Origin of the sequence: uncultured Brevundimonas sp. (assembly GCF_937863155.1) — a bacterium.
Classification (GTDB): Bacteria; Pseudomonadota; Alphaproteobacteria; order Caulobacterales; family Caulobacteraceae; genus Brevundimonas.
Map to the genome: position 1 here is coordinate 1 of NZ_CALMFB010000073.1, position 20,635 is coordinate 20,635.

The following is a 20,635-nucleotide window of genomic DNA, read 5'->3' on the forward strand; positions in this document are numbered from 1 at the left end:
CGTAGCAGAGCATGGCCGTGCCGAACCAGCCGATCATGGCCGCGCCGATGGCCGATGTGATGTGGTCGTAGCCGGGGGCGATGTCGGTGGTCAGGGGGCCCAGGGTGTAGAAGGGCGCCTCGTGGCAGTGTTTCAGCTGCTCCTCCATATTGGCCTTGATCTTGTGCATCGGCACATGGCCGGGGCCTTCGATCATCACCTGGCAGCCGTGGTCCCAGGCGACCTGGGTCAGCTCCCCAAGGGTCCGCAACTCGGCGAATTGCGCCGCGTCATTGGCGTCGGCGATGGAGCCGGGACGCAGGCCGTCGCCCAGTGAGAAGCTGACGTCATAGGCGCGCAGGATCTCGCAGATTTCGGGGAAGCGCTCATACAGGAAGCTCTCCCTGTGGTGGGCCAGGCACCATTTGGCCATGATGGAGCCGCCGCGGCTGACGATGCCGGTGACGCGGTTGGCCGTCAGGGGCACGAAGGGCAGACGGACCCCGGCGTGGATGGTGAAATAGTCCACCCCCTGCTCGGCCTGTTCGATCAGGGTGTCGGCGAAGATGTCGAAGGTCAGGTCCTCGGCCACGCCGCCCACCTTCTCCAGCGCCTGATAGATGGGCACGGTGCCGATGGGGACCGAGCTGTTGCGGATGATCCAGTCGCGGATGTTGTGGATATTCCTGCCCGTCGACAGGTCCATGACGTTGTCGGCGCCCCAGCGGGTGGCCCAGACCAGTTTGTCGACCTCGTCGTCCACCGACGACAGGACGGCCGAATTGCCGATGTTGGCGTTGATCTTCACCAGGAAGTTGCGGCCGATGATCATCGGCTCGACTTCGGGGTGGTTGATGTTCTGGGGGATGATGGCCCGACCGCGCGCGATTTCCTGACGCACGAACTCGGGCGTGACGAAGTCGGGAATGGCGGCGCCGAAATCCTCTCCATCACGAATGCAGGGGGCGGTCTGTTCGCGGCGCAGGTTCTCGCGGATGGCGACGAACTCCATCTCGGGCGTGATGATGCCGGCGCGGGCGTATTCCAGCTGGGTCACCGGTCGGCCGGCGACGCCCTTGAACACCCTGTGGTTCGAGACGTCGAAGCGCGGGGCCAGGTGTTTGCCCGACGCATGACCGTTGTCCTCCGGCTTCACCTCGCGCGGATTGGCGACCGGGGCGATGTCGCCGCGATCCAGCCGCCAGGACGACATGACGCGCGGCAGGCCCTTGGCGATGTCGATGCGGACGTTGGGGTCAGTATAGGGGCCGGAGCTGTCGTACATGGTCACCGGCGGCTCGTTGGCGGACGGGTGAACGGCCACCTCGCGGAACGGCACGCGGATGTCGGGATAAATCTCGCCCGCCACATAGACCTTGCGCCCGCCCTCGCGCGGGCCGGTGGGAACGCGGCCATGCTTGTCGGCGACATTCTTCCTCGCTTCGCTCAGAGGGAGGCTATCGCTCGCGACGCGGTCGCTCGCTGCTTGAGCCTCGTCGGCTTGCGCCTGGGGTTCGGTGACGTGGACGTTCATGGCGGCCTCTTTGCGAAAAAAGAGGGACCGCCGGCGCGGTGTGAGGGCTGCGCGAAATGCGAAGCCGTGTCTCTTCCCTTCGCCGGCATGACCCGGATCAGGTTCGACCGGTCAAGGGAGAGACCCTTATCTCAGCGGCTCGATTGCCACCCCCGGGAGAACGCCGCGACGATAGGCCGGGCGGGCGGCGGCGTCCAGTCGAGGCGGATACGCGGTTGCAGGCGGGCGCGGCGCGGGTCAAAGCTGCGGATGTGAAACGACAATCCCTGATCATCGACTGCGACCCCGGCGTGGATGACGCTGTGGCCCTGATGCTGGCGCTGACTGCGCCGACGCTGGACGTGCTGGCCATCACCGCCGTGGGCGGAAACGTGCCCCTGTCGGCTACCGGGCGGAACGCCCGCCTGCTGGCCCAGGTGGCGGGCCGGGCGGACGTGCCGGTCTTCGCCGGGGCGGATCGGCCCCTGGTGCGCGAGCAGGCGGGAGCGGGAGAGTTCCATGGCGCCGAGGGGCTGGGCGACCTGACGCCGTTCGCGCCGGATGCGCCCCTGGCCCCCGGTCATGCAGCCGATGCGATCATCGAGGCGGTGATGGCGCGGCCCGCGAGATCGGTGGCCCTGGCGGTGATGGGGCCGATGACCAATCTGGCGCTGGCGCTCAGGAAGGCGCCCGATCTGGCGGCGCGGCTGGGGCCGGTGTCGGTGATGGGCGGGGCGCGGGCCGAGGGCGGCAACATCACGGCGTCCGCAGAGTTCAACATATGGGCCGACCCGGATGCGGCGGCTGAGGTTCTGGCGTCCGACTGCGACGTGGTGATGTTCGGCCTGGACGCCACCCACCAGGTGCGGGCGACCGAAGACCGGATCGCGGCCATCGAAGCTATCGACAGCGAACCGGCCTGCTGGACCGCCGCCATGCTGCGTTTTTCGCAGCGGGTGGAGCGCGAGATCGTCGGCTGGGAGGCGCCGCCGGTGCATGACCCCTGCACGGTCGCCTGGCTGCTGCGGCCCGATCTGTTCACCCTGGCGCCCTGTGACATCCGGGTGGAGACGGGGTCGGACCTGACGCGCGGCCATACGGCGGTGGAGTTCCGGGTGGCGGCGGACCAGGCGCGGCATCGCTGGGCCACGGCGGCGGACGGGGCGGGCGTGTTCGAGCTGATCACCGACACCCTGAGAAAGGCCGCGGCATGACGGCGATCACCGTGGTCGGCTCGATCAATCTGGACTTCGTGGCCACCGGCCCCAGCCTGCCGGCGCCGGGCGAGACGGTGACCGGCGCCCGTCTGGCCCGCCATCCGGGGGGCAAGGGGGCCAACCAGGCCCTGGCGGCGCAGAGGCTGGGCGGCGATGTCTGCATGATCGGCCGGGTCGGGCGCGACGCCCTGGCCGAAGAGGCGCTGGCCTTGTTGCTCGAGGCGGACCTGGACGTGGGCGCGGTGGCGGCGGACGACATGCTGTCCACCGGCGTGGCCCTGATCGCCGTCGATCCGGCGGGCGAGAACCAGATCGTGGTCGCGGCCGGGGCGAACCATGCCGTGCGGCCCGAACACCTGCCGCAACGGATCGAGACGCCGCTGATCGTGCAGCTGGAGCTGCCCCTCGACACGGTCGAGGCGGCGGTTGGTCGGGCGGTCGGCTTCGTCTGCGCCAATCTGGCGCCGGCCGCGCCGGTGTCGGAAATGCTGCTGCGCCGGGCCGACCTGATCGTGGTCAACGAGACCGAGGCCGCCTTCTATGGCGACGCCCTGCACCATGGCGGCGGCCGGGTGGTGGTGACCAAGGGGGCCCGGGGCGCGGCGATGTATCTGCGCGGGGTCGAACAGGCCTGGGCGACGCCGCCCCAGGTCACGGCCCTGGACGCCACCGGGGCGGGCGACTGCTTCGTCGGCGCCATCACCGTGGCCCTGCTGGAAGGGATGGCGCCGGACCAGGCCCTGCGGTTCGCCTGTGCGGCGGGCGCCCTGGCGGCGACGCGGCCGGGGGCGCAGACGTCGCTGCCGACCCGTGACGAGGTCGACCAAATCTTGAGGAGCGGAACATGAGCCACCACCCCGAGCGCCTGGTCTATCCGGTGATGCCGGATGTCGCCGCCCGCGCCCACATGGACCGCCCCGCCTATGAGGCCGCGCGCGAGGCGGCGCGGAAGGACCCCGACGCCTTCTGGGCGGAAAAGGCCGCGCGTCTGGACTGGATCAAGCCGCCGACCCAGATCAAGGACGTGTCCTTCCACGCCGAGGATTTCCGCATCCGCTGGTTCGGCGACGGGGTGCTGAACGTCAGCGTCAACTGCATCGACCGGCACCTGGCCGAGCGGCGCGACCAGACGGCCATCGTCTGGGAAGGCGACGACCCGTCCGAATCGCGCACCATCACCTATGGCGAACTGCACGGCGCCGTGTGCCGCATGGCCAATGTGCTGAAGGCCCATGGGGTCGAAAAGGGCGACCGCGTCACCCTGTATCTGCCGATGATCCCCGAGGCCGCCTACGCCATGCTGGCCTGCGCCCGGATCGGCGCGGTGCATTCGGTGGTGTTCGGCGGCTTTTCGCCCGACAGCCTGGCCGGGCGGATCGAGGACTGCGGATCGACGGTCGTCATCACCGCCGACGAGGGGCTACGCGGCGGCAAGACCGTGCCGCTGAAAGCCAATGTCGATGCGGCGCTGAAGAAGGTGTCGGGCGTGACCTCGGTGCTGGTCATCAAGCGCACCGGCGCCGCCGTGCCGATGGATGCCGACCGGGACTACGACTATGCGCTGGAGGCCGCGCGGGTCGGCGCCGACTGTCCGCCCGAGCCGATGGGGGCCGAAGACCCGCTGTTCATCCTCTACACCTCCGGCTCGACCGGAAAGCCCAAGGGGGTGCTGCACACCACCGGCGGATACCTGTTCTGGGCCGCCTGGACGCATGAGATCGTCTTCGACCACCGTCCGGGCGAACTGTTCTGGTGCACGGCCGATGTGGGCTGGGTCACCGGCCACAGCTACGTCGTCTATGGCCCGCTGGCCAATGGCGGGGCGACCCTGATGTTCGAGGGCGTGCCCAACTATCCCGACGTCAGCCGCTTCTGGCGGGTAGTGGACAAGCACAAGGTCGACGTCTTCTACACCGCCCCCACGGCCCTGCGCGCCCTGATGCGCGAAGGCGACGAACCGGTGAAGGCCGCCAGCCGCAAATCCCTGCGCCTCTTGGGCACGGTGGGCGAGCCGATCAATCCCGAAGCCTGGCGCTGGTATCACGAGGTGGTGGGCGAAGACCGCCTGCCCATCGTCGACACCTGGTGGCAGACTGAAACCGGCGGCATCCTGGTGTCGCCCCTGCCCGGCGCGACCGACCTGAAGCCGGGGTCGGCGACCAAGCCCCTGCCGGGGGTCGAGCTGGAGATCGTGGACGCCGAGGGCGCGCCCCTGACCGGCGCCGTCTCGGGCAATCTGTGCATCACCGACAGCTGGCCGGGCCAGATGCGCTCGGTCTATGGCGACCCCCAGCGCTTCTTCGACACCTATTTCAGCACCTATCCGGGCAAGTATTTCACCGGCGACGGCTGCCGCCGCGATGAGGACGGATACTATTGGATCACCGGCCGGGTGGACGACGTGATCAATGTCTCGGGTCACCGGATGGGCACGGCCGAGATCGAGAGCGCCCTGGTGCTGCATGACGCGGTGTCCGAGGCGGCGGTGGTCGGCTTCCCCCACGACATCAAGGGCCAGGGCATCTACGCCTATGTCACCCTGGCGGCCGGGATCGAACCCGGCGACGCCCTGAAGACCGAACTGGTCAAGCACGTCCGGGCCGAGATCGGGCCGATCGCCGCGCCCGACGTCATCCAGTGGGCGCCGGGCCTGCCCAAGACCCGGTCGGGCAAGATCATGCGGCGGATCTTGAGAAAGATCGCCGAGAACGAGCTGGGCGCCCTGGGCGACACCTCGACCCTGGCCGATCCGTCGGTGGTGGATGATCTGGTGAAGAACCGGGCGGGCTGAACCCGGGTCTCAGCCGCCGTCGAACAGGTCGCCGGCCTGCGGCGGCGCCTTGGGCGGTTCCGCCAGGCCCAGGTGGGCATAGGCGCGGGCGCAGGCCATGCGGCCCCTGGGGGTCCGCTGGATGAAGCCCTGTTGCAGCAGATAGGGTTCGATCACATCTTCGACCGCATCGCGCGCCTCGGCGATCGCGGCGGCCAGGGTGTCCATGCCGACCGGCCCGCCGCCGTAGTTCTCGATCAGCGCCTTCAGGAAACGGCGGTCCAGGCTGTCCAGTCCCGCCTCGTCCACCTCCAGCCGGCTCAACGCCCGCGCCGCCGCCAGCCGGTCGATGACCGCCGCCCCCTCGGCGTCCGCGAAGTCGCGCACCCGGCGCAACAGCCGCCCGGCCACTCGCGGCGTGCCGCGCGACCGCCGCGCGATTTCCAGCGCCCCGTCCTCGCTCAGGGCCGCGCCCATCTTGCGCCCGGTTCCCATCACCACCTTTGTCAGGTCGTCGGCCGAATAGAATTCCAGCCTCAGCGGAATGCCGAACCGGTCCCGCAACGGCGTGGCCAGCAGGCCCGCGCGCGTCGTCGCCCCCACCAGGGTGAAGGGCGCCAGGTCGATGCGCACCGACCGCGCCGACGGCCCCTCGCCGATGATGAGGTCCAGCACATGGTCTTCCATGGCCGGATACAGGATCTCCTCGACCGCCGGGGCCAGGCGGTGGATCTCGTCGATGAACAGGACGTCGCGCGGCTCAAGGTTCGTCAAGATCGCCGCCAGGTCGCCCGCCTTGGCCAGGATCGGGCCGGAAGTCGCCCGGAAACCGACGCCCAGTTCCCGCGCCGTGATCTGGGCTAGGGTCGTCTTGCCCAGGCCGGGCGGCCCGAACAGCAACAGGTGATCCAGCGCCTCGCCCCGCTTGCGCGCCGCCTCGATGAAGACCTTCAGATTGGCCTTGGCCTGCGGCTGGCCGACGAATTCGTCCAGCGTCTGCGGACGCAGGGCGCGGTCATAGGCCTCGCCGGGCGCGGCGGCGCCGGAGATGATGCGCTCGTCGCTCACCGCCCCAGCTCCTGCAGGGCCGTCTTGATCACCGCCGACAGCTCGGCGTCTTCACCCAGACGAAGGATGGCCTGATCGACGGCCCGGCGCGCATTGACCTCGGCCATGCCCAGACCCAGCAGGGCCGACACCGCTTCGCCCGTCAGGCTGGGCGTCGCGGCAGGCGCCGAAGCCTGCACCCCCGGCGCCGACGGCGTGAACGACGGATCGCCCAGCGGCTTGCCTTTCAGTTCCGTGACGATCCTCAGGGCCAGTTTCGGCCCGACGCCGTTGGCGCGGGCCACCGCCGCCTTGTCCTCGCGCGCCACGGCGGCGGCCAATTCGCCGGGGGGCAGCACGTCCAGCACGCTCAAGGCCGCCTTGGGGCCGACGCCCTGAATCCCGGTCAGGGTGGTGAAGGCGCGGCGGTCGTCGCGCGTCAGGAAGCCATACAGGCGCGGCCCGTTCTCCTGGCTCCAGTTCGTCTCGACATGCAGGGTCGCCTCGTCGCCGGGCGCCGGCAGCCGCTGGAGCGTTCGCGCCCCACAGGCCACCACATAGCCCACGCCGGCGCAGTCGATGACACAGTGGTCCGGCTCGACCTCGGCCAGCACGCCGCGCAGCCGCCCGATCATGCCGCCACCCGGTGCAGCCGGCGCAGGTGCGCATGGGTGATGGCCACGGCCAGGGCGTCGGCGGCGTCGGCCTTCACCTCTCCGGCGGCGGGCAGCAGGCGGCGGATCATGAAGGCGATCTGGGCCTTGTCGGCGTGGCCGGCGCCGACCACGGCCTTCTTGATCAGGGTGGGGGCGTATTCGGCGACCGACAGGCCGCACCGGGCGGGCGCCAGCATCACCGCCCCGCGCGCCTGGCCCAGTTTCAGGGTCGAGGCCGGGTTCACATTGACGAAAACCTCTTCGATCGCCGCCTCGTCACAGCCGTGGTCGGCGCAGATCGCGGACACCGCCTCCATCAGATGCAGCAGGCGTTCAGCCAGAGGCGCGGCCTCGGGCGGGGCCACGACGCCGTGCGCGATCCAGCGCAGGCGCGATCCCTCGGCCACGATCACGCCCCAGCCGGTGCGCCGCAGACCGGGGTCCAGTCCCAGTATTCGAGTCGGTTCGTTCGCCATCCGTTCCAGTCATGCCGCAAACAGGGTTTACGGACAATGACCGACTTGGCCGCGTCCTATTCGTCGCGGGGCGCCAGGGCGAACCCCCTCAGTCCCGGCTCGGCCGCCAGACGGTCGGCCAGGGCGTCGCTGTCCATGGGCACCGGACCCCGCGCCTTGATATGGTGTTCGTGGATCGCGCCATCCGCGCTGACGACATGGCCGATGCGCAGGGTCCGCAGGCGATATTGGGCCAGGAGATCGCGCACGGTCGCCTCGCGCGGGACGGCGTCCCGGCTCCACCGCAAGGTGATGTCCGTCAGGGCGCGGCTGGGAATCCGCGCGTCCAGCAGACGCAACAGCGCAAGGGCCACAAGGGTGGCCCCGACAGACAGCATCGCCAGCTGAAACATGCCCGCCCCGAACAGCAGGCCAATGGCCGAAGTCGTCCACAAAGACGCCGCTGTCGTCAGGCCATGGACCGAAAACCCCTCGCGGAAGATCACACCGGCGCACAGGAAGCCGATCCCGGTCAGGATCCCGTGCGGCATCCGCGTCGGATCGATCAGCACCGTCTGGCCGGGCAGGGCCAGGAAACTCCATTCGTTCTGATGCATCGCGGCCAGCATCAGGACGCAGGCGGTCAGGCAGACCAAAATATGGGTTCGGAACCCGGCCTGATGTCCGTTGTAACTGCGTTCGGCCCCGATCAGACCGCCGGCGGCCATGGCCGCGACGATGGGGAGGAGCAGGGTCAGATCGATCTGCAAATTTTTTACTCCGTAAACTGACTGATCTGACCTTAGGGCCCAATGCGGCCGTCCGGCAAGTCGTCGGCTAAGGAGCGATCAGAGCGGCAGGGCCGAGCGTTTGACCACCGTGCGCATGGCCACGCTGGACGACACGCGGGTGACGCCGGGCAGGCGGGTCAGTTCGCGGGCGTGGATACGCTCCAGATCATCGACGTCGCGCACCACCAGCCGCAGCAGATAGTCGCTGGCGCCGGTCATCAGATAGCATTCCACCACCTCGGGCACCCCGGCCACGGCGGCCTCGAAGGCGGTCAGCGCACTCTCAGCTTGAGACGACAGGGTCACGGTTACGAAGACGCTGATCGGCAGGCCGACGGCCCGTTCGTTGACCACGGCGGCGTAGCGGCTGATGACCCCCTCAGCCTCCAACGCCCGCAGGCGACGCAGACAGGCGCTTTCCGACAGGTTCACCATCCGCGCCAGATCGGCGTTGGTCATGCGCCCGTCGTTCTGAAGCGCGCGCAGCATGCGGCGGTCGATGTCATCCAGGGTGACGGCGGAAACGGTCTTCATGAGCGGTCTTCTTCGCAGAAGCTGCGACTTTATGCCGATCATGCACTGAAAAGAACAGGAACATGCGCGGCCCGGGCCGCTAGAGTGCGCGCCGAACGCATCCGGCCGCCAGAGTCGGAGCGCCCTTCAATAGGTCAGGAAACCCCATGCGCGTCGGCGTCCCCAAGGAAATCAAGAAGAACGAACACCGCATCGGCCTGACGCCGACGGCGGTGCGTGAATATGTGGCCCACGGCCATACGGTTTCGATCCAGTCGGGCGCCGGCCTGGGCGCCGGTTTCACCGATCAGGACTACACCCGCGCGGGCGCTTCCCTGGTGGCGACCGCGGCCGAGATCTTCGCCAACAGCGACATGATCGTGAAGGTCAAGGAGCCGCAGAAGGTCGAATGGGAGATGCTGCGCGAAGACCAGATCCTGTTCACCTATCTGCACCTAGCGCCGGACCCGGAACAGACGCGCGGCCTGATCGCGTCCAAATGCGCCGCCATCGCCTATGAGACGGTGACCGACGCCAAGGGCGGCCTGCCTCTGCTGGCGCCCATGTCGGAAGTGGCCGGGCGCATCGCCGTGTTCTCGGCCGCCGAGACCCTGTTGAAGCACAACGGCGGCATGGGCCTGTTGTTCTGCGGCGTGCCGGGCGTGGCGCCTGCGCGGGTGCTGGTGCTGGGCGGGGGCGTGGTGGGGCTGAACGCCGCGCGCATGGCCGCCGGCCTGGGCGCCGAGGTGGTGGTGATGGAACGCTCCATCCCCCGCATGGCCTATATCGACGAAGTGACGGGCGGCCGGGTGGTCACCCGCTATTCGTCCATCGGCGCCATCGAGGAAGAACTGGTCAAGGCCGATGTCATCATCGGCGCGGTTCTGGTGCCGGGGGCCGAGGCGCCCAAGCTGATCAAGCGCGACCACCTGAAGCAGATGAAGCCCGGCTCGGTGCTGGTCGACGTCGCCATCGACCAGGGCGGCTGTTTCGAGACGTCCAGGGCCACCACCCACGAAGATCCGACCTTCGTGGTCGACGGCGTGGTCCATTACTGCGTGGCCAACATGCCCGGCGCCGCCCCGCGCACCAGTTCAGAGGCGCTGAACAACGCCACCCTGCCGTTCGGCCTGGCCCTGGCGGATCATGGCTTGGAGGCGCTGAAGCAGAACCCGCACCTGGCGCGCGGTCTGAATGTGCTGAAGGGCGAGATCACCTATCCCGCGGTGGCCGAAGCGATGGACCTGCCCTGGTCCGACCCCTTCGGCGTCTGGGCCCACGGCTAGATCGTAACCGTGGCCGGGGTCGTCTGCGGCGGCTCCGGCATGCCGGTCGGCGCCAGGTCGATGGCGCGCTCCAGTTCGGCCAGTTCGCGGTCGGCGGCCTTCCAGTCGTCTTTCGACGGCGCCTTGGGGTGGGCCCAGTCGGCCCTGATCTTGTCGCGCGCCAACTTGATGTCGCCCAGCGCCAGCTTGACCTGTTCGAAGAAGCCCATGTCTGCGAAGGCCGCGCCGACCACGGCCTCCAGACGGTCTGCGGCGCCGTCGGCGTCCTGGGCCATGCCGGCGGCGGCGGCATAGGTCGCCTGGGCGCGCCGGGCCTCGGCGTCGATCGGGGCCGGGGTTTCATCGGTCGGCGTCACGCCCGGATCGGCCGGGACGCCCTGGGCGGCGAAGTCGGCGGCGTCGCGCGCCTGTTCCGCATCGCGCATGGCCATCTTCATTTCGCCGTTGGTGGGGTTGCGGCCCCCGGCATCGACGAATTCCTGGACCGCCGCGCGCAGTTCCTTGGCGAACTGGGCGGTCATCTTCAGCGCGGCCCGGGGGTCGATCTTCACCATCAGCTTCAGCGCATTCATGCGCTCGCGCACGGCCTGGACCTTTTTGGCGGCCATGTCCTTGGCCTGGGCCTTTCGCGCATCCTGGGTCTGGGCCAGCGACGGCAGGGGCAGCAACGGCAGGGGTTGGCCCGATTTCTCGTCCCGCAACGGGCGGGGCGCGGCGTCGCGGACGGAGGTGCGCGAAGGCTGAAGCGGCGTGGCCGCCAAGGTCTGGATCGCGATCATTCTGATCTTCCGTGGTTCGGCGATCAGGCTAGGGCGGCAGGCTTTCGATCCGCTTAAGCCTGGGGCCGGGCGCCCAACAGACCGCCCAGGCCGGGCACGGTCTCGATGGCCTGGCCCAGGACGTCCCGGCCGGTCGCCGCTTCCAGCGCCTGTCGCGCGGCGGGCAGGAGGCGTTTCAGCGCATCGCTGGACACGCCCTGCTTCTTCATCCGGTCCAGCGCGCCCATGGCGTCGGCCATGGCCTGGCCCGAGACGCCGCCGGCGCTTTTCAACACCCCGCCGAACAGACCACCGCCGGCGGTGGGCTTCGCCTCGTCCGAACGGGCCAGCAGCTCGGCGCCTTCCACGGCGTCATACAGGGGCTGAAGCGCAGCCGGCTGTGCATGTTTGTGCAGCAGGCCCAGAGCGGCGGACATGGCGGCCCAGGCGTGGGCGGGGTCCAGCCCGGCCGTCTCGGCGGCCTTTTCGACCCATTCGGACATCGACAGCGGGCGGGCGGGTTGGGCGTAGGGTCGGGGATAGGCGATTTCGGTCATTCGCCGCCTTAACGCGAAAAAAAGTCATCCGATCCATGGTGCGATCATGACCGCGACCCCGCCCGACACCTCTGTCCCCGGCCCTCCAGCCGATCTGAAGCCGTTGACGGCGCTGCGGTTCATGGCCGCCGCCTGGGTGGTGCTGTACACCTTCTGGCCCAATTTGGACGTGGGGTTCACGCCCCATCTGGCGGCCAAGGGCTATCTGGGCGTCGAACTGTTCTTCGTCCTGTCGGGCTTCATCCTGAGCCACGTCTATCTGCAGGCGGTGGGCGAAAAGCGGTATCGCTACGGCGGCTTCCTGTGGGCGCGGATCGCGCGGGTCTATCCGCTGCATCTGGCCACCCTGGTCGGCGTCGGCGCCCTGGGTGTCGCGGCCGTGGCCGCGGGCATGAGCATCGACGGCAATATCCTGAGCTGGGAGACGCTTCCGGCCAATCTGCTGATGATCCACGCCTGGGGCGTCACCAACGCCGCCGGCTGGAACCATCCGTCCTGGTCGATCTCGGCCGAATGGTTCGCCTATCTGACCTTTCCGGTCTTCGCCTTCGTGGCCTGGCGGCTGCGGTCGCGGCCGGTGTCGGCGGCCGTGGGGGCCGGCGCCCTGTTGTGCGCGACCTATCTGGTGTTCGAGCGGGTCGCGGGCTTTTCCCTGACCCAGGCGACCTTCCATTGGGGCGCGCTGCGGATCGTGCCGTGCTTCGCCTATGGCTGCGCCTTCTATCTGGTGCATCGCAGCGGCGGGGTGCGCCATGGCGGCCTGGTCGCGGCGGGCGCGGCCCTGGGCATGATCGCCTCGGCCTCGCTGATGGCCTGGGACGGGATCACCGTGCTGTTCGGCGGCCTGATGATCCTGGGGCTGGGGTCTGTGGCCAATGCGCGGGCGGGCGTCATGGCCTCTGGCCCCGCCGTCTATCTGGGCGAGATTTCCTACGCCCTCTACATGGTCTGTGCGCCTTGGCAGCTGCTGGCGGTGAATCTGGCGGCCAAGGCGACGGGCGCGGCGGACAAGGCGTTGCCCCTGTGGGCCTGGGCGGCGGTGATCGCGGGCCTGCCTGTGGCGGCCATGGTGGCGCATCATCTGGTGGAGCGCCCGGCGCGGACCTGGCTGCGGCGGCTTGCCGACAGGCGCGCCGGTGCGGCGAATTCGCGCACGAATTCGCCTGAAAGGGTTCTTCAACCCGGCGAAACTATCGTCTAAGGCTGGCTTCGGGCGTAACAGTCGGAAACAAACCGGATGATGAAACGGCTTTCGGCCGCAGTGGTTGCGGCGACCCTCGGCTTTTTCGCCCTCGGCGCCCCCACGGCTCAGGCTGACCAGCCGTACTGGCAGTGCGTGACCTTCGCGCGCATGCTGTCGGGCATCAACATCTTCGGCGACGCCTGGACCTGGTGGCGTCAGGCGGTCGACAAATTCCGCACCGGCGATGCCCCCGAAACCGGCTCGGTCCTGGTGTTCCAGCCGCATGGCGCCATGACCCGCGGCCACGTCGCCGTGGTTTCCGACATCCTGACCGACCGCGTGATCCGCGTGACCCACGCCAACTGGGGCGGCAGCCGCGGCCGGGTCGAGGAGAACGTCACCGTGGTCGACGTCTCGGGCCAGGGCGACTGGTCCCGCGTCAAGGTCTGGTACAACCCCATCCGCGACCTGGGCACGACCGTCTATCCGACCTATGGCTTCATCTACAAGGAAGCCGGCGCGGCCCTGAACGCCGGAACCCGCGTGGCCCAGGCCGGCGCCTCGGGCGCGCAATAAGCCCCATCGCGATCCTCCAAGGTTGAGCCGCCGCCCCGTCCGCGCGATAGGGAGGGCATGAGCGACACCGCCCCCTCCGACATGACCTATGCCGGCTATCTGACGCTGGACACCCTGCTGGAAGCCCAGCATCCGATCTCGGACCAGCATGATGAAATGCTGTTCGTCATCATCCACCAGACCAAGGAACTGTGGCTGAAGCAGATCCTGCACGAGGTGGCGCTGGCCCAGTCGCTGGTGCGGGCGGGCGATCTGGTTCCGGCCTACAAGAGCCTGGCGCGCGTCAGCCGTATCCAGTCGGTGATGACCCAGAGCTGGGACATCCTGGCCACCATGACCCCGGCCGACTATCTGAGCTTCCGAGGCGTTCTGGGCGGCTCGTCCGGGTTCCAGAGCGACCAGTTCCGCCGTTTCGAGGCCATGCTGGGCCTGAAGGACGCCCGCTTCCTGCGCTATCATGAAGGACGCCCGCAAGCCCATGCGGCGCTGAAGGCGGCGCTGGCGGCGCCCAGCCTGTATGACGACGCCCTGGCGCAATTGGCCATCGCCGGCCTGCCCATCCCGGTCGAGGTGCTGAACCGCGACGTCAGCCAGCCCTATGAGGCGTCGCAGGCGGTCGAGGACGCCTGGCTGACCGTCTATCGCGACCCCGTGACCTGGTGGCCGCTTTATCAGCTGGCCGAGAAGCTGGTGGATCTGGACGACGCCCTTCTGACCTGGCGGCACAAGCATGTGGTGACGGTCGAGCGGATCATCGGCCGCAAGCGCGGCACCGGCGGCACCGATGGGGTCGGCTATCTGACCGAAACCCTGAAGCGGCGCTGCTTCCCCGAGCTGTGGTCGCTGCGCACGGCGCTGTGACGGGCTGAAACCAAACCGCACGACAGGGGGTTAGGCAGGCGGCCATTTCCAAGAGGAGCCGCCCGATGACCAGCCCCAACGCCCACGACATCAAGGTCCTGAACGGTCTGATCGAGACCACTCTGGACAGCGCCGACGGCTATCGCGAGGCCGCCGCCGAGACCGAGAACGCCGCCTATCGCGGCCTGTTCGAACAGCGCAGCTTCGAGCGCCGCCGCGTGGCCGACGACCTGCAGGGCACGGTGCGCACCCTGGGCGGCGAGCCCGAGGATGACGGTTCGATCCTGGCCAAGGCCCACCGCGCCTTTCTGGACATCAAGCACGCCCTGCTGCGCGACGAACAGGCGGTGGTGAATACGGTCGAACAGGGCGAGGATTTCATCAAGGCGCGCTTTGAAAAGGCGCTGGAAGACAGCGACGTCTCGGCCACCACCCGCGAAACCATCCGCCGCGCCTATGGAACCGTCCGCGAGGGCCACGACCAGATGCGCGACCTGAAGCACAGCCGTGAAGGACGCGCCGACGCCGACGGGCGGCTGTATCCGAACTGATCCGCCCCGGCCGGGGCGTGGTGCGAGCGGCGGGGGTCGAACCCGCATGACCGAAGTCGACGGATTTTAAGTCACACACGCCAGCATCAAACCACTGATACTTAAATACAATCTATCACAAAGAAGGCGAGTGTGTAAGGATTTGTGTAAGGCGGCAGCCCCCACAGGCAAGGCCTAAGATCGCTGTATGCGTCCGGTTGTAGAGCGTCCTCGTGCGATTTCTAAGCGGAGAGACGCGCAGGCAAGTCTATTTCCGGTTCCTGTGAGCCAACCCGGAATCGATATCCCACCTGTCGCCCCATCAATGCGTCGAGAACGTTGACGGCGAGGCCCGCTGCCGTCTCGAAACGCACGGGTTTATCGACGATGCGGGGGACGACTTCGGCGAACTCCTGCACATGACTGATGTAGCTGTTTCGATGGTTGATCTTGAGATCGTTGACCGCTCCCCGATACGCCTTGACCTGCTTCTTCAGCTCCTCGGCCCTCTTCGCTTCCAACCCCTCACGGTTCATAGCCGCCAAAGCGTTTGGGAACGACCGTGACCCCGATCCGTCGTCGTCCAGAGCTGTAAGCCGCGCGACAATGTCGCGCGTCCCGCTCTCCAGCAGAACCAGGTCGAGCACGAGGTCTTCCCGCGACATCTTCGCCAGATTGAGCAGGCGTTGCTTTTCGCGGTGGGCCAGGATCGTGAGGAGCAGATAGAGGATGTCGCCCTTGAGACCTTCGAGCAGATCCTCCGCCGCCGTGTAGCGCTTCTTAGACATTCAGGGTGTGCTCGGAGAGGGTCTCCCCTGCGGACACCAGCTTGAGGATCCAGTTTCCGTAAATCCGCAACATGCCCGTTGGGTTGTCCGGCGTCGCTTCGCCGGTCTCAAGCGCGACATACAGGCGGGGGAACGGATCAGTCTGCTCGATGACGAGGAAGGGCTTGTTCCCTCCGTCGAAGACGAGCGCGCCATGCGCCACCGCCTCCCGTCGCTCGGTTTTCGCGGTTCGGGTGATCACAAGCTCTGCATCGACAGCGTAGCACTCGCGCGGAAGTTCATGGTTCTGAAGATATCCAGGTGAGGTCGCCTGCCCCTTAACCTGTCCCAGAACGACGGCCGTCAGCCGGTCTCCGGCCTTAACCGTCAGGGCATAGAGGGGCGGATCGAAATCACCCACCTGGAATGCGGACCCTGGCTTCAGTCCGGCGACATCGACAGGGGCAGGAAAGCCGACAACCTTCACCATGAACATTCTCTCCACTGTTGTGGAGCTTGAGATGGGAAGCCCTATCTGCGCACGCCAGCGCCTGAAGCCGCTATCTCAAGTTTTGTCAGAAACCGTCAAGCTTCAATCGGGCATTGCGCTATCGCAGGCTGATTGGTGAAATCGTTTCGAGTTGGGAGGTGCGCGTGATCAAGTGGGGAGACAGTCGACGGGATCACGATCCGATCCTTGCCATATGGCCGAGCTATCGCCCGCTGCATAAGCGTTGGTTCATGGTTGAACTGGTCGAGACTGACGATGGCGGCGTGCGCTGGCGAGACCGCCGCATCCCTTCGGAGGAAGGGTGGGTGAAGATGGACTTGCATCCAGATCGAGACACCGCTGTCTCCGTAGCCGAAGCCTTGAACCCATCCCTGACGGCGGCGCTCGCCGCGAGGCGGATGGACGCAACAGAGAAGACCTCTCTCACCTTGAAGGTCCGCAAGGCGCTTCAGTCGCGGCAACGTCTGGCGGACGAGGAAGCCCTGATGCTTTCTGAGGCGGTCCGACGCCACGCGGACACGCCCCGGATCCCGATCGATCAAATCAAGCTGCACATTGAGGCCGAGCCCTATCGGGAGGCTCTGGCGCAAGAGCTGCAAACCTACCCCTATCTTTGGATGGCTCTTCTCGATGGCCGCGGGCGGCAGGTCGTTCTGTATCGGAATGCCGACGACGTCTGGAGCAAGCCCTATCCCGCCGGAGAGAAGTCGGCTGAAAAAGCTATGCGCGCCCGGATCGCCAACGGGTTCAAGTTTCACCACGATCAGCACTGGGGTCAAGTAAAGGCCCGGATCCGCGCCGAACTCCTGCCGCGCGCCAATCAGCTTCTTCAACTGGCCAGCGTGCAACGCCTGCTCGCCGAGGCGCTGGCGCGTGGCGAGCGCGTTCTTGTCAGCAACGGGATCGTCTTCTGGTATGAGCCGGACGGCCAGCTTGGCTGGACGGTTAAGGCCACGACCAGCGACAAGGGAGAGGATGGCTCGACGCTTTGGCGCGAAGGCACAATCCTCTCGACCAACCACGGTCGCCTAGTGGTCCTTCCGTACGTCAAGGAGAACGGCGAGCACGTCAGGGGCCACACAAAGAACGGTCCCGGAGATGGTCGGGCTAAGCCCAGACATCGCGACCATTTCGTCGAGATTCCGTTCCGCGAGCTCAGGGGCGATCTGATGATCGGCCTCTTCGGAGAGCTGCCTTACGAATAGCCTCCGAACCCTCGGGCAGCGCGACGAAGGTTCCCAGCCCCTCGACTGAACCAAACAACATTTCTGCAGGAACAATGGACTCCAGCTTCGTAGACCTCGACATCCTCCTGACCAAGGTCCGCAACCCGCAGTCTCGCGTCTACTTTCTGGACGCGGTGCGGGCCTACAAGGCTGGAGCGCTGCGCGCCTCGCTTACGGCGGCCTGGGTCGCCATCGCGTACGACCTGATTGCTAAATACCGCGAGCTCAGCGCAATGGGCGACGCCGCCGCGACCACCTTCCTGCAATCATGGGACAACGCGACCGCTATCAGCGACATCCGGCAGCTGCTGCAGCTCGAAGGGAAGATTCTGGAGGACGCCGCCAACAACACTCAGGCGATCAGCCAAATTGCAGGCCGGCAACTCGAACGCCTCCGCGAAGACCGCCACCTCTGCGCTCATCCGGCTTTTTCCGCCGAAGCTCTGCTTTTCGAGCCTACGCCGGAGTTGGTCCGGATGCATCTCGTCAACGCCGTCGACCTTGTTTTGGGACACGAGGCCTTGCAAGGACGCGCCATCTTTGAGGTCTTCGACGGCGACGTTCAGTCGGCGGGCTTTCCCAGGGATCACGCACGGATTCTCGACTACGTCGAGCAGCGCTACCTCGCCCGGGTCCGCCCGCAAAACATTCGGAACTTCGGAACCGTGCTGGCGAAGTCGTTGCTGAAAGGCGTCCCGGCTCATCTCGTCGGCTTCCGCTCCAAGATCGAGTCCGCCTTGGTCGCCGTTCGCGATCGGGCGGCAGGCGCTTGGCCCGATGTCGTGCCTGCTATCGTCCGCCTGCTCGATACTCTCGACCCGGCTGATCGGCCCCGAGCCATCGCGTTCGTCGCGGCGTTCCCAGATTTCTGGCCCCGGCTGCAGGAGCCGACACGGACCGCTCTTCAGGAAACGGTCAACAACGCCAACGCCGCCAATCTGGCGGACCCGTTGATCCTCAAAGGCGTCGCCTTTGCTCAGTTCCAAGCGCCGATCGTCGCGCTGATTGCCGGGCTCGACCGCGATGCCTTGGCTCAGGCTATCGCCGCCGCTCCTCTTCCGGAGCTATGGGCGCAGGCGGTGGAGATCTACGCCAGTTCCGGAAGCTTCCGCGGATCGGAAGCAAACTTCAGCGAGTACATTACGCCCTACGCGGGGACGCTCGATGCGGCGGCCCTGGACCAGTTGCTCGACGCGGTCGCCGGCAACGGCCAGAACTACGCGGCAGCGGGTACCAGCACCCTGCTCCTGAGCGTTGTCAGGAATGCTGGTGCGGGACGGCTTCCGTCAGTCGATGCTCGGAACCGCTTCTATCAAATGCTTCTCAGGTCGCGCCGCCGAGAAGCCTTCGCCGAAATGACCGCTCTGTTCGAAGCGGATGGTTGGACGCCGCCCCCGGCCGCACTCGATGATGACGAGGATTGAGCATCATCAGGCGATCGGTCGATCGGCGCTTGTCTCGGGCAGCGGTGTTCGGGGGCGAGGCGGATTGAGCCTTGTTTGAACCGGGCGGTCGAAGCCGTAGCGGAAAGCCGCAGCACCAAGGAAAGCCGCGATGAGCCCCGCCGTCCACACACCCCACCGGACGGCATCCGACCAGCCAGACTGACCGAAGGCGTCAAATGCTCCAAACCAGACGATCCGGCTCACCTCATTGGTGAGGAACATGGCGAACGACATAAGTCCGAGGTGTTCGATCAGCCTCGATGGCCGCACGGTTGGCAAGGCTCCGGCCGCCCAGATCAGAACGGTCAGCAGGACCACCGAGACAAGAGCGAAGTGGCCGATGACTTGCGCCGCGACGAGACCTACGAAAGCGAGCAGACCGATGCGGCCAGCCCATATCGGCGTCGAATAGATGCGTGATCCAAAAAGAGCGGCGGCGACCCCAAGGAGGAACAGCGGAAGCGCTCGAATGAACCCGAACCTCAGAGGCAGGCGGTAGAGGGGCTCGCCGAGCCATGTCCGGCACGCCCAGTCTGTGGCAATCATCAACAAGCCGGCGCCGATCACCACGGTCCAAGGATCGAGCCGCCAGAGCAGGCGGCATATCCAGGGAAGTAGAAGGTAGCAGCCGAGAAGGGCGGATAGCGTCCAGGTCGGCGCGTTCCACCCCAGCCCGCCTGGAACTCCGTAGGCCTGAACCAGAAAGACCTGCGCCGGCAGCTGACCCCAATCGAACCACTGCGGATTGCTCGGGGCGATCCCCAAAAGCCCGGCGAGGGCGATCAACAGCGCCAGCGCGCCGACGACCACCAGATGAGAGGGCGCGACGCGAAGAAGGCGCTGGCGGACATAGGCGTGTAGCGGGATTGCGCGGGCCGCGAAGCCGTCGCCGTAGATCCGGGCAAGGACGTACCCGGAGTCGATGATGAAGAAATTTGTCAGGAGATAGCCCCGGTCGAACACCGGGTGGAACTGACCCAAAGGCGTCGGGGCCGCTTCGCGGAAGTGGTAAAGAATGATCAGCGAGCCGGCGACAAAGCGCAGGATATCGAGCCAACCACCCCGCGAAATCCTGACGGGCTGCGGCCGTGCGTGCTCCGATGCAATCATCAGGGTCGTGCCTGTCCGGCCGCTGCGGGGTGATCGTGATGACGTGGAGCGAACTGCAACTGATCTCGCGTCAGAACAAGAAGGCCGAACCCCAAGAGACATACAGCCGCCATGGCGGCGGTCATGACCCGTCCAGCCTGCCCCTTCCGCCCGAGACGATAGGTCATGATCGCCAGGAGCGACATGAGAACGCCGAAGGACACGAACACCGGGATGCGGTAGGTCGCCGCCAGCGGTACGGCGAGACAGAAGACGATCGCGCCGGCGACGAGGCTCGCGCCAATCGCGATCAGTGTGTCCTGCACCGGCCGGAACGGCTCTGGCCTCCCATATAGCTTGGACCGGCCGCGCCCCTTGTAGCGCCCTGGACGCCATCGAGGAGCCTTGCTCCGGATCGGGGATCGCTTGCCCCCCATGGCTTCAGCCCTGCGCGTCCGCCGGGCGAGCCGCGCGGTTGGCCAGCCACACCCGCATACGGACAATTTCAGCTTCCTGAGTCCGAATGATCTCCTCCGCGAGGCCCTTGACCTCGGGATCCGAACCTTGGTCGAGCGCAATCCTTGCCATGGCGACCGCCCCCTCGTGGTGGGCGATCATCCCGCGCATGAAGTCGACATCGGCGTCGCCGCTGTAGTCGATGTTCATAGCGGCGTGCATCCGCTCGTTCGCCTCCTTGTAGGAACGGGTGGCGGGATTATCCGAGGCGGCATCGCCGTGCCCGGCATGCTGGTCGATCGGGCGTGCATCGACTGCCGTCGGCTCCGGCGCCGGGCGATCCTGCCGCGAGAGCATCCCGAAGCCGAAGACCGAGATCAGGAGAAAGGCGGCGATGACGCCAACCCAGCCGAGACGTTTCATTGGACTATCCTTTGCTTTCCTGAAGG

23 protein-coding genes and 1 riboswitch are annotated in these 20,635 nt (G+C 67.0%); of the genes, 10 read left to right on the forward strand and 13 right to left on the reverse strand.

The window, feature by feature from the left end; genetic code table 11:
- The coding region (gene thiC, locus Q0581_RS13645; protein WP_298701014.1) for a phosphomethylpyrimidine synthase ThiC at window positions 1-1,513 on the reverse strand (1,513 nt) is incomplete at its 3' end.
- 56 nt (window positions 1,514-1,569) lie between these two features.
- A riboswitch (TPP riboswitch) is annotated at window positions 1,570-1,677 on the reverse strand.
- Between the two features lie 87 nt (window positions 1,678-1,764).
- Here thiC and Q0581_RS13650 point away from each other — a divergent pair.
- From Q0581_RS13650 to acs, 3 genes are read left to right on the forward strand one after another with little or no spacing between them, the layout of a single operon-like run.
- Window positions 1,765-2,706: a nucleoside hydrolase gene (locus Q0581_RS13650; RefSeq protein WP_298701015.1), complete on the forward strand. Its 942-nt coding sequence runs from the start codon at window positions 1,765-1,767 to the stop codon at window positions 2,704-2,706.
- Entirely contained in the window at window positions 2,703-3,557 is an 855-nt protein-coding gene (locus Q0581_RS13655; RefSeq protein WP_298701016.1) for a ribokinase, read from the forward strand. Before Q0581_RS13650 ends, Q0581_RS13655 begins: the two co-directional genes overlap by 4 nt.
- Window positions 3,554-5,500, forward strand: coding sequence for an acetate--CoA ligase (gene acs, locus Q0581_RS13660; protein WP_298701017.1), 1,947 nt, complete (start codon window positions 3,554-3,556; stop codon window positions 5,498-5,500). The genes Q0581_RS13655 and acs overlap by 4 nt, the downstream gene beginning before the upstream one ends.
- A gap of 9 nt (window positions 5,501-5,509) precedes the next feature.
- Here acs and ruvB read toward each other — a convergent pair whose 3' ends face one another.
- The 5 genes from ruvB to Q0581_RS13685 form a co-directional block, all read right to left on the reverse strand.
- On the reverse strand, window positions 5,510-6,547 hold the full coding sequence (ruvB, locus tag Q0581_RS13665) for a Holliday junction branch migration DNA helicase RuvB (protein ID WP_298701018.1): 1,038 nt from the start codon (window positions 6,545-6,547) through the stop codon (window positions 5,510-5,512).
- The gene (ruvA, locus tag Q0581_RS13670; protein WP_298701019.1) at window positions 6,544-7,161 is read right to left on the reverse strand and encodes a Holliday junction branch migration protein RuvA; all 618 of its coding nucleotides are present in this window, start codon (window positions 7,159-7,161) and stop codon (window positions 6,544-6,546) included. The genes ruvB and ruvA overlap by 4 nt, the downstream gene beginning before the upstream one ends.
- Entirely contained in the window at window positions 7,158-7,658 is a 501-nt protein-coding gene (gene ruvC, locus Q0581_RS13675) for a crossover junction endodeoxyribonuclease RuvC (RefSeq protein WP_298701020.1), read from the reverse strand. Before ruvC ends, ruvA begins: the two co-directional genes overlap by 4 nt.
- A 56-nt stretch (window positions 7,659-7,714) precedes the next feature.
- Entirely contained in the window at window positions 7,715-8,407 is a 693-nt protein-coding gene (locus Q0581_RS13680; protein WP_298701021.1) for an MgtC/SapB family protein, read from the reverse strand.
- Between the two features lie 78 nt (window positions 8,408-8,485).
- A complete protein-coding gene (locus Q0581_RS13685) occupies window positions 8,486-8,962 on the reverse strand; it encodes an Lrp/AsnC family transcriptional regulator (RefSeq protein ID WP_298701022.1) in 477 nt (158 codons plus the stop codon).
- A 146-nt stretch (window positions 8,963-9,108) separates the two neighbouring features.
- Here Q0581_RS13685 and ald point away from each other — a divergent pair, with 146 nt between their 5' ends.
- Entirely contained in the window at window positions 9,109-10,227 is a 1,119-nt protein-coding gene (gene ald / locus Q0581_RS13690; protein ID WP_298701023.1) for an alanine dehydrogenase, read from the forward strand.
- On the opposite strand, the gene Q0581_RS13695 is transcribed toward ald, so the two are convergent.
- Window positions 10,224-11,006, reverse strand: a complete 783-nt coding sequence (locus Q0581_RS13695; RefSeq protein ID WP_298701024.1) for a hypothetical protein — start codon at window positions 11,004-11,006, stop codon at window positions 10,224-10,226. The genes ald and Q0581_RS13695 overlap by 4 nt on opposite strands.
- Window positions 11,007-11,059: 53 nt before the next feature.
- The gene (locus Q0581_RS13700; protein WP_298701025.1) at window positions 11,060-11,542 is read right to left on the reverse strand and encodes a hypothetical protein; all 483 of its coding nucleotides are present in this window, start codon (window positions 11,540-11,542) and stop codon (window positions 11,060-11,062) included.
- A 46-nt stretch (window positions 11,543-11,588) separates the two neighbouring features.
- On the opposite strand from Q0581_RS13700, the gene Q0581_RS13705 reads away from it, so the two are divergent.
- From Q0581_RS13705 to Q0581_RS13720, 4 genes are all read left to right on the forward strand, one after another.
- The gene (locus Q0581_RS13705) at window positions 11,589-12,743 is read left to right on the forward strand and encodes an acyltransferase (protein WP_298701026.1); all 1,155 of its coding nucleotides are present in this window, start codon (window positions 11,589-11,591) and stop codon (window positions 12,741-12,743) included.
- Window positions 12,744-12,779: 36 nt separating this feature from the next.
- Window positions 12,780-13,301, forward strand: coding sequence for a CHAP domain-containing protein (locus Q0581_RS13710; protein WP_298701027.1), 522 nt, complete (start codon window positions 12,780-12,782; stop codon window positions 13,299-13,301).
- Between the two features lie 57 nt (window positions 13,302-13,358).
- A complete protein-coding gene (locus Q0581_RS13715; RefSeq protein ID WP_298701028.1) occupies window positions 13,359-14,162 on the forward strand; it encodes a tryptophan 2,3-dioxygenase in 804 nt (267 codons plus the stop codon).
- 65 nt (window positions 14,163-14,227) lie between these two features.
- Complete coding sequence (locus Q0581_RS13720; RefSeq protein WP_298701030.1) at window positions 14,228-14,713, forward strand: PA2169 family four-helix-bundle protein; 486 nt, start codon at window positions 14,228-14,230, stop codon at window positions 14,711-14,713.
- A 221-nt stretch (window positions 14,714-14,934) separates the two neighbouring features.
- Here the strand turns inward: Q0581_RS13720 and Q0581_RS13725 are convergent, their stop codons facing one another.
- Together Q0581_RS13725 and Q0581_RS13730 are read right to left on the reverse strand one after the other, a co-directional pair.
- Entirely contained in the window at window positions 14,935-15,480 is a 546-nt protein-coding gene (locus Q0581_RS13725; RefSeq protein WP_298701031.1) for a hypothetical protein, read from the reverse strand.
- A complete protein-coding gene (locus Q0581_RS13730; RefSeq protein ID WP_293826846.1) occupies window positions 15,473-15,949 on the reverse strand; it encodes a hypothetical protein in 477 nt (158 codons plus the stop codon). The genes Q0581_RS13725 and Q0581_RS13730 overlap by 8 nt, the downstream gene beginning before the upstream one ends.
- Window positions 15,950-16,113: 164 nt before the next feature.
- Between Q0581_RS13730 and Q0581_RS13735 the strand changes: the two genes are divergently transcribed.
- Together Q0581_RS13735 and Q0581_RS13740 are read left to right on the forward strand one after the other, a co-directional pair.
- Window positions 16,114-17,175: a hypothetical protein gene (locus Q0581_RS13735; RefSeq protein WP_298701032.1), complete on the forward strand. Its 1,062-nt coding sequence runs from the start codon at window positions 16,114-16,116 to the stop codon at window positions 17,173-17,175.
- Between the two features lie 74 nt (window positions 17,176-17,249).
- The gene (locus tag Q0581_RS13740; protein ID WP_293826842.1) at window positions 17,250-18,620 is read left to right on the forward strand and encodes a hypothetical protein; all 1,371 of its coding nucleotides are present in this window, start codon (window positions 17,250-17,252) and stop codon (window positions 18,618-18,620) included.
- Between the two features lie 6 nt (window positions 18,621-18,626).
- Here Q0581_RS13740 and Q0581_RS13745 read toward each other — a convergent pair whose 3' ends face one another.
- The 3 genes from Q0581_RS13745 to Q0581_RS13755 form a co-directional block, all read right to left on the reverse strand.
- Complete coding sequence (locus Q0581_RS13745) at window positions 18,627-19,751, reverse strand: acyltransferase (RefSeq protein WP_298701033.1); 1,125 nt, start codon at window positions 19,749-19,751, stop codon at window positions 18,627-18,629.
- Window positions 19,751-20,056, reverse strand: coding sequence for a hypothetical protein (locus Q0581_RS13750; protein WP_293826839.1), 306 nt, complete (start codon window positions 20,054-20,056; stop codon window positions 19,751-19,753). The genes Q0581_RS13745 and Q0581_RS13750 overlap by 1 nt, the downstream gene beginning before the upstream one ends.
- A 115-nt stretch (window positions 20,057-20,171) precedes the next feature.
- On the reverse strand, window positions 20,172-20,609 hold the full coding sequence (locus Q0581_RS13755; protein ID WP_298701034.1) for a DUF305 domain-containing protein: 438 nt from the start codon (window positions 20,607-20,609) through the stop codon (window positions 20,172-20,174).
- Between the last annotated feature and the right edge of the window lie 26 nt (window positions 20,610-20,635).

Bases quoted from the DNA above. Each gene is read 5' to 3' on its own strand.
- Q0581_RS13655 (WP_298701016.1), top strand. From the start codon at position 2,703: ATGACGGCGATCACCGTGGTCGGCTCGATCAATCTGGACTTCGTGGCC.
- acs (WP_298701017.1), top strand. From the start codon at position 3,554: ATGAGCCACCACCCCGAGCGCCTGGTCTATCCGGTGATGCCGGATGTC.
- ruvA (WP_298701019.1), bottom strand. From the start codon at position 7,161: ATGATCGGGCGGCTGCGCGGCGTGCTGGCCGAGGTCGAGCCGGACCAC.
- ruvC (WP_298701020.1), bottom strand. From the start codon at position 7,658: ATGGCGAACGAACCGACTCGAATACTGGGACTGGACCCCGGTCTGCGG.
- Q0581_RS13685 (WP_298701022.1), bottom strand. From the start codon at position 8,962: ATGAAGACCGTTTCCGCCGTCACCCTGGATGACATCGACCGCCGCATG.
- ald (WP_298701023.1), top strand. From the start codon at position 9,109: ATGCGCGTCGGCGTCCCCAAGGAAATCAAGAAGAACGAACACCGCATC.
- Q0581_RS13695 (WP_298701024.1), bottom strand. From the start codon at position 11,006: ATGATCGCGATCCAGACCTTGGCGGCCACGCCGCTTCAGCCTTCGCGC.
- Q0581_RS13700 (WP_298701025.1), bottom strand. From the start codon at position 11,542: ATGACCGAAATCGCCTATCCCCGACCCTACGCCCAACCCGCCCGCCCG.
- Q0581_RS13705 (WP_298701026.1), top strand. From the start codon at position 11,589: ATGACCGCGACCCCGCCCGACACCTCTGTCCCCGGCCCTCCAGCCGAT.
- Q0581_RS13710 (WP_298701027.1), top strand. From the start codon at position 12,780: ATGATGAAACGGCTTTCGGCCGCAGTGGTTGCGGCGACCCTCGGCTTT.
- Q0581_RS13715 (WP_298701028.1), top strand. From the start codon at position 13,359: ATGAGCGACACCGCCCCCTCCGACATGACCTATGCCGGCTATCTGACG.
- Q0581_RS13720 (WP_298701030.1), top strand. From the start codon at position 14,228: ATGACCAGCCCCAACGCCCACGACATCAAGGTCCTGAACGGTCTGATC.
- Q0581_RS13725 (WP_298701031.1), bottom strand. From the start codon at position 15,480: ATGTCTAAGAAGCGCTACACGGCGGCGGAGGATCTGCTCGAAGGTCTC.
- Q0581_RS13730 (WP_293826846.1), bottom strand. From the start codon at position 15,949: ATGGTGAAGGTTGTCGGCTTTCCTGCCCCTGTCGATGTCGCCGGACTG.
- Q0581_RS13740 (WP_293826842.1), top strand. From the start codon at position 17,250: ATGGACTCCAGCTTCGTAGACCTCGACATCCTCCTGACCAAGGTCCGC.
- Q0581_RS13745 (WP_298701033.1), bottom strand. From the start codon at position 19,751: ATGATTGCATCGGAGCACGCACGGCCGCAGCCCGTCAGGATTTCGCGG.
- Q0581_RS13755 (WP_298701034.1), bottom strand. From the start codon at position 20,609: ATGAAACGTCTCGGCTGGGTTGGCGTCATCGCCGCCTTTCTCCTGATC.